Below are 16,033 nucleotides of genomic sequence, written 5' to 3'. Positions count from 1 at the left end.
GGTTGTTGCAAGCTCAAGGCTCTGCAACAACCGTTCGGCTTTAGCCGCAGGCAGTTACGCGGAACAGTCTCGCGTCACCGACAGCTTTCACCAACTCAACACCTGGCGCAGAATCATCGACAAGATCACGGAGCCCCAGCAGTGTTTCCCCCCGTGGCGTGAAAATTTCCTGGGCGCCGAAGTCCAAGGCCCAATACGCCTTCAAGTCCCGGATAGCCGGGCAAACTCTGGGGTTGTAGGACGCTTCAGCCCAGTGGTCAAGAAGCAATTGTTCCTGCTCCGTCCGCGTGCCGAAGATGTGGGGTGCAAGGACGCGGCGGCCACTGAAAGCGTAGGCAAGCGACGCGCCCGTTCGCGGGTTCGCAACTATCACATCCGTGCTCGGGACGATATTCGCCAATTCCGAGAACAGGTCGACTTGGTTCCTGGTGAGCGGCTTCGAATTCTCCGTCGTTGAGAAAACAGTTGCCAGCCGGTCTTGGACGGCATAAAGGGAACCGCCCTGAACCCCCGCTCCAAGGGCCAGCAGAACAACACATGTAGCTGCCACACCCGGGTTGCCAGGGAGCCGTTTTACGAGCCGGCTCAGGATGCGCTGTCCCCGGGAACGGCTCGAATCCGCCCGTGCGAGTGACCCTACGACGTGCCGCACGCGCAGGATAATCCATTCACTGCCGATGACGACTACAGGCAACGTGACCGTTGGCAGCAGGGCGGCCAGGCGATTGCTGTCACGGTACCAAACTCCGGTCAGGAAATTCCGGAAGTCGCCGTCGATCCAGCTTGAAGCGACCAGGTACAGGAGGGCGCCGACGAGATACATTCCGGCAATCCACCACATTCGTTGCAGGTGCCGGACAATAACGTAGAGTCCGATGACCGTCAGAACCAGCAAGACCCAGGCAGTGGTAGTTCCCATTGGGGCGCTTCCCAAAATTTCGCCTATGGCCCGGGCATTACTTTGGAATGCAAGCCAGCCCGATGACGCCAAGCTCGGTCGGATAGCCACCCAGACTACGAGGGTGAGCAATACATAACCTGTTGCGAAGATCACCCAGCGGCGAGCCGCTCGATGGTCAGAGTCCCCACTATTGGCCTGCCAAGACTTGATACACGCAGCGATTACTGCCGGTCCTGCAAAGGCCAGGAGCGCCACGGCAGCGCTCGGGTGCGACAGAGCCAGGCCGGGAAGGGTAGCTGCCAGGGCAAGAGTGGCGGGTATCCAGTTTTTGTCGGTCACACCATGGGATGCGCGTGACATGCCCAGTGCCTCGATAGCGAGACCCAAAACAGCAGGCAGGAGCGCAATCGCTGCGTGGTTCGGATAGAGAACGCCGTAGGCGACCATGAGATAGGGGAAAGCGCTGAACCCGGCCGATAGAACACCGGCGGCAAGCAAGGGCGCCGGACGGTATCCTGCGACCCTGCTGATTAGGAAGATGCACGACAGGGGCCAGACGATTGCTCCCGTGACGATGGTGCCCACGTTGACTGCGACCATTACCGACGGTGCACCAAGCATGACGACAAGCGCCATCGCGTCGTGCATGGCGGCGGGATAGAGTGCCTGCGAGGCATCCGTCAGGTTCCCCAAAGTCAGGGTCGAGCCGTTCTGCGTTTCCGCGATGTGCCGAACAGCATTGAGGTGATAGATGTTGTCAAAAGACTCTGAGAAACTTTCGGGCGAACCAAAACCTGAGATGTACCGGGCCGCGATGATTATGGCGGGAAAGAGTACGGCGAGCGGGATCAGAAATTGTGTCAGTCTGATGCCCAGCGACGTGGCCGGCAGCGACTCACTGGCATCAAGGCGCCACTTCTTGCCGGCTCCCGTGAGGCTGCGGCGCCGTTGCAGCAGTCCGCGGGCAGCCAGGATGGCGGCGGCGGCCAGAGCCGAGACGATGAAATAGACGGCCGGGTTGAAGGGCAGGCGCAGGTAAGGCAGAATCACGGCCACCGATCCGGCTACGGACGCTGATACCGGCGCTGAAAGCGCTGCGAGGCTTAGCCCCCTGACGCCGGCGGCTGCAAGTATCAACAAGCCGGGCAGGAAATACACCAGAATTGTTGCGGCGAACGTAGGGAAAGTTTCCCACCAAGTCATCTATCAAGCTCCTCAGAAGTCACACCCCACCTTACAAGTAGGACCATCGCCCTCGGTATTCGGGTGGCCGGCGTTGGCCGGCCACCGCGCGACGGGTGCAGGACCAAGTGCACACGGGCCTGTGACCCGCCGTTTTTGAAGGAGACCTTGAGTCTCCGAAGCGGAGGTGCACCGTAATCCGGGTCCGTTACCGTTGGTATACTTGCCAACCATGGGTAACTCACAGCGGTCTGGCGTGCTCATAATCATGCCGGCCTGGAACGAAGCAGAAGCGATTGGCCAGACCATCCGTGATGTGCTCTCCGTAACCCCCCAACACCACGTTCTTGTCGTGGACGACGGATCCAAGGACGATACTCCCAGGATCGCCGCGGAGGCTGGTGCGACCGTGCTGAGGCTACCGTTCAACCTCGGTGTCGGCGGAGCCATGCGAGCGGGATTCAAGTACGCACTACGGAATAAGTACACCTCTGTGATCCAGGTGGATGCCGACGGGCAGCACGATCCGCACGATATTGACCGCGTGCTGGCTGGCCTGGAGCATGCTGACATTTCCATTGGTGCCCGGTTCGCCGGCAGGGGAAGTTACGGGGCGAAGGGGCCGCGGCGCTGGGCCATGTTCTTCCTTGCCAGAGTGATCTCAGGCATCGCGGGAACGCGTCTGACGGATGTGACGTCGGGGTTCCGTGCGGCAAACTCACGTGCAATCCGCCAGTACATCTCTCACTTTCCAGCCGAATACTTGGGCGACACCATTGACTCACTGGTCGTGGCGATCAAGTCCGGTTGCACTGTTACGCAGATACCCGTGGACATGAAAGCCAGGCAGGCGGGGACTCCAAGCCAGGGGCCAATCAAGGCGTCCATTTACCTGGCCAGGTCCGGCCTCGTCCTCTGCTTTGCCCTTGCGCGCCGGCGAACGCCGCGTGCCGCTGAACTACATACGCCGTTGTCCGGCGACATTGCCGGAGAGGGAAGTGCCTAAGGAATGAACGTCGCAGGTTCATTAATTCTGGCCATTGTTATGGTCTTGGTTGTTCTGGTTATGCTCCGGAACGGCCGGCTCCGGGAAAAGTACGCCATTCTTTGGCTGGTCATCGGCGGGTTGACGATCATTCTCGGCCTCTTTCCGAGGCTCCTCAACTGGGCGGCTTCCGTTGTCGGTATCGTTGTCCCGGCCAACCTGCTCTTTTCGCTTTCCATCCTCTTGCTGGTCGGTGTAAGCCTGCACGTCTCGCGCGAATTGACCATCCTGGAGGATGAAACGCGGATCCTTGCCGAGGAAGTGGCCATTCTGCGGGCAGGTGTGGACCAGTTGCAGAGCCAGCTCACCCCGTCACAACCATCGACCGACGGTCAAACAGATTCCCCGACGCCGCCTACCGAGAGAAGATAATGACAATTGACGTGATGTTCCCGTACTACGGCGACGTGGCGATGATGAAGGCCGCGGTTGCCTCAGTCCTTGCACAGGACGACACGGACTTCCGCCTCACGATCGTTGATGACGGCTACCCTGATGAAAGCCTTCCGGAGTACTTCCGTGGCCTGGTTGAAGGCGACGACCGGGTGCGGTACTTCCGCAACGACGTAAACCTTGGCGCCAACGGAAATTACAAGAAGTGTGTTGGCCTCGTGGAGCACGACATTGTCGTCATCATGGGCGCCGACGACATCATGCTTCCGAACTACATTGGCACTGTCCGGAAAGCCTTCCGGGATCCGGCTGTTTCCATCGTCCAGCCCGGAGTCGAGGTCATCGACGAGAACGGTGCTGTGTACACGCCGCTCGGCGACAACGTTAAGCAGTACCTGCGGCACAGGCTGGTAGGCAAGGCCTCTGAGGCAATCGTCTCCGACGAGGCGGTGGCCGAAAGCCTCCTGGTTGGAGACTGGCTGTATTTTCCGTCGGTAGCGTGGCGTGCGGAAGCCATCAAGAAGCATGATTTCCGGCCCCAGTATGACGTCGTTCAGGATCTGGCTCTCGCAATCGACATCATCCTGACTGGCGGCAAGATGGCCGTCGTCGACACCGTATGCTTCCAGTACCGCAGGCACCGGGAGTCGGACTCCTCCGTCCGGGCTCTGGATGGACGCCGTTTCGCTGAGGAACGGGCCTTCTTTGATGAGTGCGTTCGCGACTTCTCCGTCAGGGGCTGGAACAACGCTGCACGATCGGCGCGCTGGCACCTGACGTCGCGTCTGAATGCCGTTTCCCTCACCCCCAAGGTGGTCTCAAAGCGCATGTGGCCCGGGCTGCGCAAGCTCGTTACACACGCTGTGCGTCCTTGATCCGGCAGCCGCTCACGGATAGAACCCAAACTTCAAGCCTGCAACAAAAGGTGCCACTGAGTTAATATGGACATCCAGAACCACTACTACGGTCACTCGGCGGTTTTTGCCCGCTATTGCGGTTTGGAGCGGCTGCGGCACGTGTCCGGTCTGATCCAGCATGGATGGACCGTTAGCAGCCCCGTCACAGCCCAGTTCGGCGACTTCGCGAGCTGGGGCCCTAGCCGGCGCAGGCTTTCCTGGACAAGTACGTCGAGGGCCTGGAGCCCGGAGGACGCCGGCAACTTCTTTGAGGACGGCACTCCGATGCTCACGGCTGTCGGCGCCCCTTATCTGTATCTTCTGGACGCCGCCATGAAAGAAGGCACTGTTCCCCACCGGGGGAACCGGGCTCTTGTCTTGCCGCTTCACGGTACAGCCTTGTTGAAGGTCGACGGCGACCATGCCGCCTTTGCCCGCATGGTCAGGGACCGGGAGGGCCCGGCAGTCGTGTGTCTGCATGTTGACGACCTGCATAACGACGAGATACTGACGGCGTGGAAGTCGGCCGGACACGAGGTTGTCAGTGCCGGTGACCGCAGGGACCCGCAGTTCATAGGACGAATTCTCTGCATGATGTTGGAGGCCGATAGAGTCGTTTCCAACCGGCTCTCCACGTCGCTCATGTACGCCGCCGTTAGTGGCGCTGACGTTGCTATTTACGGCCCTGATTTCAAGCTGGGTCATAACGCGGCAGCGGATCCGGGTCTGCTGATGCGTGACCTGTGGCCGGAGTTTTACGACGAGTCGACTCCACAGGACGTGCTGACCAAGCTGGCGGAAGCGGAGTTGGGGCGCGGAGACATGCGTTCCCCGCAGGAACTGTCGCACCTGCTCGGGTGGGATTCCCACACCGTGGTTCCGTTCCTGGAGTACTGGGCGAGCGGACCACTCACCAAGGTTCAGACTGTTCTCGGGCTGAAGAAGGTCCCGGAGGGGGCTCACGCGACTGAAAAGGGCCTTTCGCCCTGGCACTGGATCCGGCATCCGTTGAAGCACCTGCCGTCCCCATTGCCACAGCTTCCTGCCATGGTGCCGGTAGAGCCACTTCACGCCTGACGGACCCAGATCTGGTTCTCGGGACCAAGAGATGTGGCCCCAACAGCATGCCGTTGGGGCCACATCCAGTTAAGCTGACCGAAGCTCTGCGTCCGTCACTGCGTGCCGGCCGGTTGATGGTAGCCGGGCAACGGGGCGATGCCACTCTTGACGGCGGCCTCGAGCAGACGGAACTCGGTCTCGTCATCGATGCTGAAGGACCGTGATTCCGGGATCTCAACGTAGCCGTGGCGTCCTTCGTCGAACCAGCTGTTCTCAAGGCGCCGGATGTAATCGGCCCACCACACGTAGAAGCTGCCGTTGATCCTCAGGAATCGGGGGACGTCCTGGCGCCTGATGACGCCGGTGCCTTCCGTAAAGTAGCGTTCGAGCGTGGAACTGTCTTGAGCCTGCGGCTTGACACCCACCCAGATCGGGTTGAAGGAGGGTTCAGAAACGGCGATGACGCCGTCGAGTTCCTGGCTCTTGCCAAGCAAATCGATGGCTTCCTCGATGTCGGTTGCCAGCCTGGTCGGGCTGGTTGGGTCCAACAACAGGACCATGTCGTAGGTGACGCCATCAATCTCCTCCATGGTTTGGAGTGCATGGCGGAGCACTACGCTCATGGGGGCTGTGTCGTTGGCCAACTCAGCCGGACGGATGAAGGGGACGTCCGCTCCTGCGTCCCGGGCAACTTCTGCGATTGACGGATCGTCCGTTGACACAATGAAGCGAACGTTTGTGCTGAGCTGGGAAGCCAGCGTGATTGTATGCGCGATAAGCGGCTTGCCCAGAAGAGGGCGAATGTTCTTGCCGGGCAGTCCCTTTGAGCCGCCTCGTGCGGGAATGACGGCCAGTATCTTGGGCGCAGACGAGTTCTCGTTCATCGTTAGTATCAACCTCATAGTCTGGTGGCGATCGGAGGTCGCCGGAAGCAGTACTACTACACTACCGTCGCGAGCATGCCGCCCGGCCGGGGATGCTGGCACATGCTCAATAATGCTGGCGCGTATGATTTCAACTGTTATCAGGGAAAGAGACCATTGGGGTGCTGCAGCTGCAAATGAAGATCCGGTTCGGAACCAGCCAGCGGCGCCTTCCCGGTGCCCGCACCCGCCACAGCAAGACGGAAGCTTTAACGGCATGCTGAACCGGTTGGTGGTCCAATGACGCGTTGGCTGATTGTGGGAGCGTCAGGTCACGGCAAGAGCCTGGCTGCCATTATCCGAGGACGCGGCGAAGACGTTGCCGCGCTAAGCGACAGTCGGTTCGGTGACCTGTCCACCGGTGCCGGGCCCGATCTTGCTCCTTTCCGCGGTGACTCCGGCTCAACTCCCCGTTGTTTTGGCGAGGACTCAGACGCCTTTGCATTCGCCGCTGAGCATGCGCTGTCAATCGCCATAGGAATCGGCGATAACGCCCTGCGATCAAGAATCGCTGCGGGTATCCTTGCCGAGACCCGCTTGGCTCTCCGGGCCGATCCATTGGTGGCCCGAACGGCCACCGTGGATCGGACTGCTGCCCTCGGCCCACTGAGCCAGATTTGCGAACACGCTCACGTAGGCCCGCTGGCCACAGTCGGCGACGGCGCGATAGTTAACACCAGCGCCGTCGTCGAGCACGATTCAGTTGTTGGAAATGGCGCCCACATCGCTCCGGGGGCTGTGTTGCTCGGCGCAACGGAAGTGGGCGAGCAGGTGTTTGTGGGTTCCGGAGCCCGGCTGCTCCCCGGCGTCGTGGTGGGGGACTTCGCGGTCCTGGGCGCCGGGGCAGTGGCAACGCGGCCGTTGGCCGGTATGGCAACATATGTGGGAGTGCCCGCGCAGCCACTCGTCTCTAAGAAAGGTCCAGCCCATTGACTCATGACCCTTATTCCGCCCCGGTTACGTTTGGAAGCCACCGCATAGGACCGGAAGAAGATATCTTTATCATCGCGGAGGCGGGCGTAAATCACGACGGTGACGTCGCCGTGGCACATGAACTCATCGATCTGGCGGCCGACACTGGCGCAAACGCGGTCAAGTTTCAAACGTTCAAACCTGAGGCGCTAGTCACCGGTTCGGCTGACACCACTCCCTATCAGAAGAAGGCCGGCTTCGCCGAGTCGCAGTCTGAGATGCTCGCCCGCCTTACACTTCCGGAAAGCGCTTGGTCCGAGCTGCGCGATCATTGCACAGATCGTGGCATCACCTTCCTTTCAACTCCGTTCGACTACGACAGCGCCAAGATGCTTGCCGAGTTGGGCGTGCCAGGGCTCAAGATCGGGTCGGGTGAGCTCACCAACACCCCCTACCTTTCGGCAATCGCTGAATTTGGTATCCCCATGATCGTTTCAACCGGCATGGGTACGCTTTCGGAAATCGCTGCAGCGCTCGAAGCGACGGCTGCTGCGCCGGCCACCGTCCTGCTGCACTGTGTCTCGGCTTACCCGGCGCCCCTTGAAGAAGCCAACCTTCGGGCCATCCCGGCCCTGCGCAATGAGTTCGGAGTCGAGGTGGGCTGGTCGGACCATACTCCCGGATCGGTGACTGCCGTCGCCGCAACTGCACTCGGCTCAACGCTGCTCGAGAAACACATCACGACTGACAAGACCAGAAACGGGCCGGACCACTCAGCTTCGTTGGAGAAGGCAGAATTCGCTGATTATGTGCGTGCCGTTCGGGATGCCCACGCTTCCCTCGGTGACGGAAGGAAGCGCCGCATGCCTAGTGAAGAAGCCAATGCTGCACTGGTTCGCCGCTCCTACCACGCTGTCCGCGACATGGCCGCCGGTTCCGTGGTTAGTGCCGCCGATGTCGCCATCCTTCGTCCCGAAGGCGGGCTGACCCCGTCTTCGCTGGTAATTGGCCAAAAGACCTCCCGGGCAGTCAGCGCGGGGTCTCCGCTGACGGCTGAGGACCTGGATTAGGCATGCGGGTTCTCGCGTTTGCCGGTACGAGGGCGGACCTCTTCCCCCTCGGGCCGGTCCTCGTCGCCCTATCCGAAAACCCGGGCGTGGACCTGCACGTGGCTACGGCGATCGGGTTTCCAGACGGCACAGCGCTGGACAGACTGCTGGAGGCAGGACTCAGGCCGGGCAGTTTCATGCATCATGAGCTGGGGCTCTATTTGGCTGAGGCAACCGCTGCAGGACAGACGCAGGCCGGAGCCAGCCTGTCCTCGGCCACGGCTGAACTCCTTCCTGCGGTTCAACCCGATGCGGTGGTGGTTCTCGGTGACCGGTGGGAGCTGCTTTATGTGCTTCCGCCCGTGGTGGTTAGCGGCATACGGCTCGTTCACCTGCACGGAGGCGAGGTGACGGAGGGAGCACTGGATGAAAGGGTGCGCCATGCCGTTACCAAGCTGGCAGACCAGCATTGTGTGAGCACTGCCGGTGCTGCTCGGCGCATCGCCCAGCTGGGCGAATCCGATCACCGCATCCACCAGACCGGCGCCCCCGGGCTGGACCGCTTCGCCAGCCCCGTGCCGCTCAGCGCAGAGGAGTTCCTGGCGGAGTTCGGCATTCCCCTGGTTCAGCCCTTGCTGATGGCCACCTATCATCCGCCCACAGCCGAAATGGGCACCAACGCAGGACCGCTGGCCCGGCAGGTTTTCGAGGAAACCTTGGCGCGGGCCGGGACCGCTATTCTCACGTATCCAGGTTTCGACGCCGGCCGCGAGGACATCGTCAAGGTGCTGCAGGACATTGAAGACCAGGGGTTGCCCGGCGTGATCGTACGGGAAAGCCTCGGTCCGCTGTACCCCCGTGTGATGGCCACCGTTCGGGCCCTGGTGGGAAACTCGTCCTCAGGGATCCTTGAAGCTGCGTCCTTCCACGTACCGGTCGTGAACATCGGCGACAGGCAGCGCGGACGGGAGTACGGAGCCAATGTCATCCAGTGCCGGGATGAGCGAGAAGAGATTCGCGCTAGTATTGAGAAGGCCCTGAGCCCGGACTTTGCTTTGATTTGCCGCGGCGTCGTCAACCCCTACGGAAATTCGCGTTCTGCCGCTCTGATCGAACGGGTTGTCGTCGATAGCCCGGCAACGGGACTGACCAAGGCCTTCATTGACCTACCGCTGGAGAACCGAATCTATGAGCATTGACGGACCGCTGAGAAACGTTTGCATCGGCCCAGAAGCTACCGTCCGCCAGGCCCTTGAGGCCATCGACCGTGGGGCCTCCGCCATCGCGCTCGTGACGGGCAATGACGGGCGGCTTCACGGTGTGATCACTGACGGCGACATTCGCCGGGGACTCCTGCGTGGCGCTGGCCTTGAATCCTCGATCCTGGAGTTCGCCAATGACCAGCCGCACGTAGTCACTCCGGACGTCACCCGGGCCGCCGTCCTTGACCTCATGCGCAGCTTGAGGATCAGCGAAGTTCCGGTGGTGGATGAGGCCGGGACGTTGGTTGGACTGCATACACTGACGGACATTGTCGGCCACAGGCCGCTGAGCAACATAGCCGTCATCATGGCCGGTGGTAAGGGTACCCGGCTTGGCGCGCTCACCAAGGACACGCCCAAGCCGCTGATGAAAGTGGCAGACCGGACCATCATTGAGTGGATCATCCTTGGCCTGGTGGAGTCGGGAATTACCAACATCTACATTTCCGTGGCATATCTGGCTGAGAAGATCGAGAACCATCTGGGCGACGGCTCGAAGCTGGGGTGCAAGATCAACTACTTGCACGAAGACCCCGAAAAGCCGCTAAACACCGCCGGCGCTCTCGGACTCCTCTCCCGCCAGGTCCCGGAAATCAGCGAGCCGGTCATTGTTACTAACGCTGACCTCATGGTCCGCTATTCTGCCGCCGACCTGCTGGCGTTCCACAGCTCGAAGAAGGCTGCGGTGACCGTGGCGGCCCGCCCCTACACTCACCAGGTACCCTTCGGCGTACTGGAAATAGGCGACGGGCGTTCCATCACTTCGGTGGTCGAGAAGCCGACGGTGGAGTTCGAAATCAGTACCGGCATTTATGCGGTGTCACCTGAAGCCCTGGCGATGGTGCCTTACATGGAGCCCTTCTCCATGCCGGAGCTGGTCAAGGCTTGCATCGACAATTCCAAGAATGTGGCCGCGTGGCCCATAGAGTCCGACTGGATCGACGTCGGTACTCCCAAAGACCTAGCAACAGCGAAAGGCCAGTAACAGCTGTGAACTACGAAGACATAAAAGGCAAGACAGTAGTCGTCACGGGCGCCGACGGGTTTATCGGCAGCCACGTCACGCAGCGGCTGATTGCAGAGGGCGCCAACGTGCGCGCGCTCTGCGTCTACAACTCCAACGGCTCCTACGGCTGGCTCGATGACCTGACGCCGGCCGAGCGTGACGCGGTTGACCTTCAACTCGGCGACATCCGGGATTCAGAGTTCGTCTCGGACCTGGTCAAGGGCTCTGACGTTGTGCTGCACCTGGCGGCTTTGATCGCCATTCCCTACTCATACCAGGCACCCCGGTCATACGTTGAAACGAATGTTGTCGGTACTCTGAATGTTCTCGAAGGCGTGCGCCGCCACGGCGTCGGCCGTCTGGTGAACACGTCGACATCCGAGGTCTACGGCACCCCGAAGACCGTGCCGATCACGATCGACAATGAGCTGCGTGGCCAGTCGCCGTACAGTGCCACCAAGATCGCCGCTGACAAGCTGTGCGAGGCCTGGGCGAGCTCCTTTGAGACCCCCGTAGTAGTCCTGCGACCTTTCAACACCTACGGTCCGCGGCAATCCGCCCGCGCAGTCATCCCCACGGTTCTGCAGCAGATGGTGGCCGGCGCCGAGAAGATCCACCTCGGATCCCTCAGCCCGCGCCGCGACTTCACCTTTGTTTCTGACACTGCCGACGGATTCGTCAAAGCAGCCACCGCCGAAATCCCGCTCAAGGGACAGGTAATCCAGCTTGGCACGGGCTACGACGTGACGATCGGCGACCTGGTGGAAATGTCCGCCAAGGTGACAGGGTCGACGGCTGAGATCATCACCCAGGAGGAGCGTGTCCGCCCGGAGGCCAGCGAAGTCATGCACCTGCTCTCGGACCCGTCCCAGGCTCTGGCGGAACTCGGCTGGGCCCCGCAGGTGGGCCTTGAACAAGGACTTCGCCAGACGGCCGAGTGGATCAAGGCCCGGGGCGTTGATGCGTCTGCGGCCGCTAAATACTCCCGCTAACGCCCGCTCGAAAGGCTTATTGTGACCCGCGTCCCCCTTGCTATTCCCAACATTGGTGCCCGTGAAGCGGAACTGGTGAACGAAGCCATCAGCAGCGGCTTCGTCTCGTCCGTGGGGCGGTTCGTCAGTGAGTTCGAAGACCGGTTCGCGCAGTATGTGGGTGCCAAGTATGCAGTGGCCTGTGCTTCCGGCACAGCGGCACTCCACATCGCCATGCGACTGGCCGGTGTACAGCCGGGGGACCTGGTTGCGGTTTCTGATTTCACCTTCATGGCCAGTTCCAATGCCGCCTCGTACCAGTTCGCCGAGCTTCTCCTCGTTGACGCAGAGGAGAATTCTTGGTGCATGGACGTCGACCTCCTTCGCTCGGAGCTGGAACGGCGTCAGGCAGCGGGGGAGAAGCTGCCCAAGGTAATCGAGATCGTGCACATCCTGGGACAGCCGGCAGATGCCGTAGCCGTCATGGAAGTCGCCCGGGATTACGGCATTACGGTTATTGAAGACGCGGCCGAGGCGCTTGGGGCAACGTGGACGTCAGGTCCTTTGGCTGGAAAGCACGTCGGAACTGTGGGCCACATGGGGGCGTTTTCCTTCAACGGCAACAAGATCATGACTACTGGCGGCGGCGGCATGTTCACCACCAACGACGAGGAGCTCGCCCGCAGGGCGAAACACCTGACCACCCAGGCCCGCCTGCCCGACCGCGGTTACCTGCACGACGAGATCGGGTTCAACTACCGGCTGACCAACATTGCCGCTGCGCTGGGTGTGGCCCAACTTGAACGGCTGGACGACTTCGTCTCCACCAAGCGCGAAATTGCCAAGCGCTACAACGATGCCTTTGCCGGGACAGCCATCCAGACGCCGCCGGACCTGCCGGGCCAGCACTCCACATACTGGCTCTACTCGATTCAGGTGCCTGCTGACCGCGGACCGGGAGCCAGGGACCAGTTGCAGGATTTCCTCGCTGAGGTGGGTATTGAGTCCCGTTCGCTGTGGCGCCCGCTGCACATGCAGCCGCCGCTGACAAATGAGGCTCTCGTTGGAGGCAGCGTCGGGGAGTCCCTCTTCGCGAGAGGATTGTCCCTGCCATGCTCCACCGACCTGACGGCAGTGGATCAGAAGCGGGTTATCGATCGCGTCCATGAATGGCTCCAACTCGGCAGTGAGTAACCCCGTGCGAGAGAACGGCCCCGCTGAAGCCGCACCTGCGGCTCTCCGCACAGGACGAAATTCTTTGCTTTACCTGGCCGGCGCGCTCCTTCAGGGGCTCGGTATCTTCCTTGTTCAGCCCTTTGCCCTCCATCTTCTTCAAAGCGATGCGAAATGGCAGGAGCTGTTCCTGTCAGTATCCATCATCCAGGTGGGAGTCGTGCTGGCGGCGGCGGGGCTGCCGCTGGCAATCACTAAGGCCTGGTTCGACGCCGGCGGTCCGGCTAAAGCGCGCGCGATCAGCGGCTTCATGACACTGGGCGGTCTCGTTCTGGGGGTACTGGCAGCCGGAACATGCCAGTTCGCCAGCGGTGGCGGTGGCGCTTCCACCAGTTTTTCCATTGCGCTTCTCGCTATGGGGTTGCAAGCCGGTGTCCTGGCTGCCCAAGCGATTTTGCGGGCTCAGGGGCGGGCAGTCATGTTCGTGGTTCTCAGCCTGATTTCGTCGATGGCGGCCTACATTGCCGGGCTCACCGCGATGCTTCTCTACGGTGCGGAAGCCAACATCTTCATGACCGGCTACGGCCTCATGGTTCTGGTCAGCGCACTTGTCGCCGCGTGGACAACAAAGCCGAGCTGGCCCCTGAGCTACCAGGGCGCCGTGAGGGAGGGCATCGCCATCGGGTTGCCCGTGCTTCCCCACACAGGAGCCCTCATGCTCCTGACCCAGGGTGCTGTTTTCCTCTTGGCTGTCACGGCGGCTGAAGGCGTGTCTGGCGACTATGGCAAGGTGCAGGTCTTCGTCCTCGGCACGATTACGCTCCTAGGTGCGCTGAACAATGCCTGGGTGCCGGCCCTGATGGCCGTGAAGGGCGCTGAACGGGTTGCCCGGTTACGCTCCACTATGCGGACGGCGAGCTTGGCCGGGTTGGGAATCGTCGTCGTCGCTTCGGCAGGGGCAAACCTCGTCACGCACATCATGGCCGGGGGCAAGGAGAGCCTGATTCCGGTAGCGCAGGTAATGCCGCTCGTGGCCATGGGCTATCTGCTCTACCTGAACGCGTCAACCCTGCTGTTTGCAGACAACACCACATGGTGGCTGTCCGTTGTGACGCCTTTGGTTCTGGTGGTGGGGGCTGCCCTTGCCCTCGTGCCGGCGCTTGAGGGGAACCTTGTCGGGATGGCGGTCACCTCCGTCCTGACGTTCATGGTGTTGGGTGTCGCATATTTTGTGATCGTCCGACGGCGCGCGGCAGGCGGCTGGGCGCTTAAAATTTACGGTGCGTGCACCTTCGCCGCTGCCGCATACGTAGTTGTCCTGACACTTCTTCCCCGCAACATCTTCACCGGTGTGCTAACCGTCGCAGTTGTGGCTACGGCGCTGGCCGGCGGTGGTCTGACGTGGCGGCTCCTGTCCCGTCGTCGGCCACGGCCCGTCGGGACGGAAAAAGGAGACGGGACAAAGGACAGTCATAGGAGTGTGGTGAAGTGAGCCTGATCCGATTGGCTGCGTCATCCCCGAAGTCGGGGCCGGCGATTACTGCGCTCGCCGGCCTGATCTTCGTCGTCGTAGCTGTAGTACTCGGTCCAGGGGTGGTGTGGGCCGACACGGTCCAGTATCTCCGCATCGCATATACCCTCCAAGGCGTGCCGGTCGAGCAATCATGGCTGGATGCGTACACGCTATGGTGCCAGCACCCGTCGCGCCCGTACACAGGAACTCTCGATAACTGTATCTCGACGACCATGGCGGGACGGGGCCCCATCATTGGCTGGATCGACAGAAATGCGCAATACCAGGAGATCTTTTCTCCGCGAATCGGGTACCCGCTGCTGTCCATTCCATTGATGGCGCTCTTCGGCGACCGCGAGGGGCTGTGGATTGTGTCAGTAGCGGCCACCGCGATCGGCGGTCTGATCATGGCAAGAATAGCGCGACTTGTGGGACTGGGCCTGTTTTCCGCAACGGCAGTCCAAGTGGCGTTTTACGTCTTGCCTGTCAGCCTGCCTCACGGTGTGGCATTGCTGGCGGAGGCTGCAACCCTGACATCGGCTTTGGTCATGGCTCTTGGACTGGTCCACGTATTCAAAGGGTCGACGATTCGCGGAACGATCCTGGTGGGCGCCGGCCTTGCACTTGTATTCTTCTTCAAGTACTCATCCACGCTTCTCCTCAGCGTCAGCTTCCTGGCTGTCTGCCTCGGCCTTGTCCTTGTCAAGAGTTACCGCCAGCGACGCCAGGTCCGCTTGGCTGTCTTTGTCACCGCTGCCTGCGCAGTGGTGAGCCTGGGCGTGAATCGGCTCTTCGGGTTTCCGGGCCTTAGCCACAGTCTGCAGGACACCTTCACGGACCACTTCAGGCTTCCGCCCGTGGACGACCCCTATCTCCGTCTCCTCATGCTTGAGGGAGATTTCCTGTGGAAATTCACCTTGGCGCTCCCGGCTAATGCCTTCTATGTACTCCTGTTTGCCGCTGCGGTGACAGGATATGTGCTGGCGCTGCGTTCCAAGTTGATCGGTCCGGAAGCCTGGGTGGTGACGGGCCTGTCCCTTTACGGTGTCTTGAGCGTTGTGGCCCATCCGGTCTACTCCCAGGCGGAACGGCTCGGCTCAAGCCTGTGGGTCGGAGCGTCCTTGGGACTGGGGCTCCTTTTGGCGGAGGTCCGTTCGCGCCGGAAGGCGAGGCAAGCAGCTTCCGTTGACGTGCCGGCTACCGACTCGCTCTAGCGCAATACAGGCGGCCCGTCATTGTCACCGGACGGTGACTCCCGACGTCGTCCACGTCATCGATCCGCCCTGGAAATAGACGGTGCGATATCCGCGGTAGGCGACGGCAGCGCTGGTCGGGTACCCGAGCTTACCCTTTTGCCAGCCCGCAGACCGCCACGCACTCATGTACGGTTCAGTGACGGCGTGGGCTCCGGTGGTGGGGGACCAGTAGATGTTGCCTTTGGCGAAGGGCTGGTAGCAGCCGTTGCCATAAAGCCCGCAGGTCACGGGGCCGGTGGGGTAGCCGATCGCGGGCTGGAAGCCGGCTTCTTGCCAGCCGGTCCAGTAGGCGCCGGTGACGGCGTGGGCTCCGGTGGTGGGGGACCAGTAGATGTTGCCTTTGGTGAAGGGCTGGTAGCAGCCGTTGCCATAGAGCCCGCAGGTCACGGGGCCGGTGGGGTAGCCGATCGCGGGTTGGAAGCCGGCTTCTTGCCAGCCGGTCCAGTAGGCGCCGGTGACGGCGTGGGCTCCGGTGGTGGGGGACCAGTAGAT

Annotated in this window: 15 protein-coding genes; 12 read left to right on the top strand and 3 right to left on the bottom strand. The window is 61.5% G+C overall.

Annotated features, from left to right (window positions below; all coding sequences use genetic code 11):
• Positions 1–40: 40 nt before the first annotated feature.
• The gene (locus ACTHQX_RS01170) at positions 41–2,104 is read right to left on the bottom strand and encodes a DUF6541 family protein (protein WP_236804098.1); all 2,064 of its coding nucleotides are present in this window, start codon (positions 2,102–2,104) and stop codon (positions 41–43) included.
• A 211-nt stretch (positions 2,105–2,315) separates the two neighbouring features.
• Here ACTHQX_RS01170 and ACTHQX_RS01165 point away from each other — a divergent pair, with 211 nt between their 5' ends.
• From ACTHQX_RS01165 to ACTHQX_RS01150, 4 genes are all read left to right on the top strand, one after another.
• On the top strand, positions 2,316–3,089 hold the full coding sequence (locus ACTHQX_RS01165; protein ID WP_236804096.1) for a glycosyltransferase family 2 protein: 774 nt from the start codon (positions 2,316–2,318) through the stop codon (positions 3,087–3,089).
• Positions 3,090–3,092: 3 nt separating this feature from the next.
• Positions 3,093–3,500, top strand: a complete 408-nt coding sequence (locus ACTHQX_RS01160) for a DUF2304 domain-containing protein (protein ID WP_440155263.1) — start codon at positions 3,093–3,095, stop codon at positions 3,498–3,500.
• Entirely contained in the window at positions 3,500–4,396 is an 897-nt protein-coding gene (locus tag ACTHQX_RS01155; RefSeq protein ID WP_236804093.1) for a glycosyltransferase family 2 protein, read from the top strand. Before ACTHQX_RS01160 ends, ACTHQX_RS01155 begins: the two co-directional genes overlap by 1 nt.
• A 66-nt stretch (positions 4,397–4,462) precedes the next feature.
• Positions 4,463–5,494, top strand: coding sequence for a hypothetical protein (locus tag ACTHQX_RS01150; protein WP_236804091.1), 1,032 nt, complete (start codon positions 4,463–4,465; stop codon positions 5,492–5,494).
• A 95-nt stretch (positions 5,495–5,589) separates the two neighbouring features.
• Here the strand turns inward: ACTHQX_RS01150 and ACTHQX_RS01145 are convergent, their stop codons facing one another.
• On the bottom strand, positions 5,590–6,360 hold the full coding sequence (locus ACTHQX_RS01145) for an acylneuraminate cytidylyltransferase family protein (protein ID WP_236804089.1): 771 nt from the start codon (positions 6,358–6,360) through the stop codon (positions 5,590–5,592).
• A 279-nt stretch (positions 6,361–6,639) separates the two neighbouring features.
• Between ACTHQX_RS01145 and ACTHQX_RS01140 the strand changes: the two genes are divergently transcribed.
• From ACTHQX_RS01140 to ACTHQX_RS01105, 8 genes are all read left to right on the top strand, one after another.
• The gene (locus ACTHQX_RS01140; RefSeq protein WP_236804087.1) at positions 6,640–7,332 is read left to right on the top strand and encodes an acetyltransferase; all 693 of its coding nucleotides are present in this window, start codon (positions 6,640–6,642) and stop codon (positions 7,330–7,332) included.
• Complete coding sequence (locus ACTHQX_RS01135) at positions 7,329–8,381, top strand: N-acetylneuraminate synthase family protein (RefSeq protein ID WP_440155261.1); 1,053 nt, start codon at positions 7,329–7,331, stop codon at positions 8,379–8,381. The genes ACTHQX_RS01140 and ACTHQX_RS01135 overlap by 4 nt, the downstream gene beginning before the upstream one ends.
• Before the next feature lie 2 nt (positions 8,382–8,383).
• Positions 8,384–9,559, top strand: a complete 1,176-nt coding sequence (gene neuC, locus ACTHQX_RS01130) for a UDP-N-acetylglucosamine 2-epimerase (RefSeq protein WP_440155259.1) — start codon at positions 8,384–8,386, stop codon at positions 9,557–9,559.
• Positions 9,549–10,607: a nucleotidyltransferase family protein gene (locus ACTHQX_RS01125; protein WP_236804081.1), complete on the top strand. Its 1,059-nt coding sequence runs from the start codon at positions 9,549–9,551 to the stop codon at positions 10,605–10,607. The genes neuC and ACTHQX_RS01125 overlap by 11 nt, the downstream gene beginning before the upstream one ends.
• A 5-nt stretch (positions 10,608–10,612) precedes the next feature.
• Positions 10,613–11,620 (top strand): SDR family NAD(P)-dependent oxidoreductase, encoded by a 1,008-nt coding sequence (locus ACTHQX_RS01120; protein WP_440155257.1) that lies wholly within the window; start codon positions 10,613–10,615, stop codon positions 11,618–11,620.
• 21 nt (positions 11,621–11,641) lie between these two features.
• Complete coding sequence (locus tag ACTHQX_RS01115; RefSeq protein ID WP_440155255.1) at positions 11,642–12,793, top strand: aminotransferase class I/II-fold pyridoxal phosphate-dependent enzyme; 1,152 nt, start codon at positions 11,642–11,644, stop codon at positions 12,791–12,793.
• 64 nt (positions 12,794–12,857) lie between these two features.
• Positions 12,858–14,264: a lipopolysaccharide biosynthesis protein gene (locus ACTHQX_RS01110; protein ID WP_440155254.1), complete on the top strand. Its 1,407-nt coding sequence runs from the start codon at positions 12,858–12,860 to the stop codon at positions 14,262–14,264.
• Positions 14,265–14,419: 155 nt separating this feature from the next.
• Entirely contained in the window at positions 14,420–15,499 is a 1,080-nt protein-coding gene (locus tag ACTHQX_RS01105) for a hypothetical protein (protein WP_440174517.1), read from the top strand.
• A 24-nt stretch (positions 15,500–15,523) separates the two neighbouring features.
• On the opposite strand, the gene ACTHQX_RS01100 is transcribed toward ACTHQX_RS01105, so the two are convergent.
• The coding region (locus ACTHQX_RS01100) for an LGFP repeat-containing protein (protein WP_440155252.1) at positions 15,524–16,033 on the bottom strand (510 nt) is incomplete at its 5' end.

The sequence above is a fragment of the Arthrobacter sp. SAFR-023 genome (genome assembly GCF_051965295.1).
Lineage (GTDB): Bacteria > Actinomycetota > Actinomycetes > Actinomycetales > Micrococcaceae > Arthrobacter.
The sequence above is the reverse complement of the archived record's forward strand: the minus strand, read 5'-3'. Positions and strand labels throughout refer to the sequence as shown.